This window comes from Roseburia yibonii, assembly GCF_014297335.1.
In the GTDB taxonomy this organism is placed as follows: domain Bacteria; phylum Bacillota; class Clostridia; order Lachnospirales; family Lachnospiraceae; genus Roseburia_D; species Roseburia_D yibonii.
In genome coordinates this window covers 1-638 of record NZ_JACOQH010000024.1, presented here as the reverse complement: position 1 = coordinate 638, position 638 = coordinate 1, and the positions used below count along the sequence as shown (strand labels likewise).

At 53.8% G+C, this 638-nt stretch carries 1 pseudogene; it reads right to left on the bottom strand.

From position 1 onward, the window contains the following. A pseudogene (locus H8Z76_RS13460) lies at positions 1–638 on the bottom strand (hypothetical protein); the annotation flags it as partial.

Here is a 638-nt window from a genome sequence, read left to right as displayed (position 1 = left end):
CCTCTCTTATAACAGTCCGTCGGCATGTTGATCACAAGCCTCCTGCCGCTGTGGGTCACCACATATCTGCCAACCGTAGGCAGCCAGACACTTTCCGCTCCGCCCTCGATAACCAGGTTTCCGCTGTTCTCCTGTCCGAAATGCTGCACGTCATGCCCGTTGCTCCAGAAGCTGCCGCCGGTAATGGTCGTGGTTCCCGCATGGAAGATTCCAGAAGCAGAGCACCCATAGATCTTTCCACCGGAAAATGTGAGGTTTCCGCTGTTCGCGATACCGTTCGCCGCCGTACCGTAGATCGATCCGCCGGTCATCCGCAGTGTTCCCGTTGTGCCATTTACTACGTTGCTGTTTCCCTTATTGTGCCGGATCTCACCGCCGGAAATAGTTCCGGTTCCATAATTGACAACACCGGTTCCGTTATTGCTGTGTACATATCCGCCTGACATGTTAAGAGTTGCAAAAGAAACAATTCCATCCCCGCCATTGCTGCAGATCTCCGTACCCGAAGAACCGCTCGCAACCGTAAGGTTTGCGGAAGAAGAAATACCATGCTGTCCGTTGTCATGGATGCGTCCATTGTTGATAGTTACGGTGCCGCCGTTTGCCGTGATCCCACACGCCGCGTTACTGTAGATCTC